The sequence below is a fragment of the Pseudomonas rossensis genome, assembly GCF_039888995.1.
Classification (GTDB): Bacteria; Pseudomonadota; Gammaproteobacteria; order Pseudomonadales; family Pseudomonadaceae; genus Aquipseudomonas; species Aquipseudomonas rossensis.
Genome location: NZ_JBBWCB010000416.1, coordinates 1 through 234 on the forward strand (window position 1 = coordinate 1; position 234 = coordinate 234).

Sequence of the window (234 nt, forward strand, 5' to 3'; positions counted from 1 at the left end):
AAGCAATTTGCGAACTCGAAAGAGGCCAGATTGCGGTGTGTGAAGACGAAACGAACCGAAAGTTCGAGATACTCACAAAACACCAAACTATCGCATACCCATTCGCTGGAGCGTGATCCGCAAGGAGAACGACCTGGCTACCGAATTTCTTGACGACCATAGAGCATTGGAACCACCTGATCCCATCCCGAACTCAGCAGTGAAACGATGCATCGCCGATGGTAGTGTGGGGTT

General features: G+C 50.4%; 1 rRNA gene. It reads left to right on the forward strand.

Annotated elements, in window-relative coordinates:
- Window positions 1-148 precede the first annotated feature (148 nt).
- Window positions 149-234, forward strand: a 5S ribosomal RNA gene (gene rrf / locus WLY71_RS31115); the annotation flags it as partial.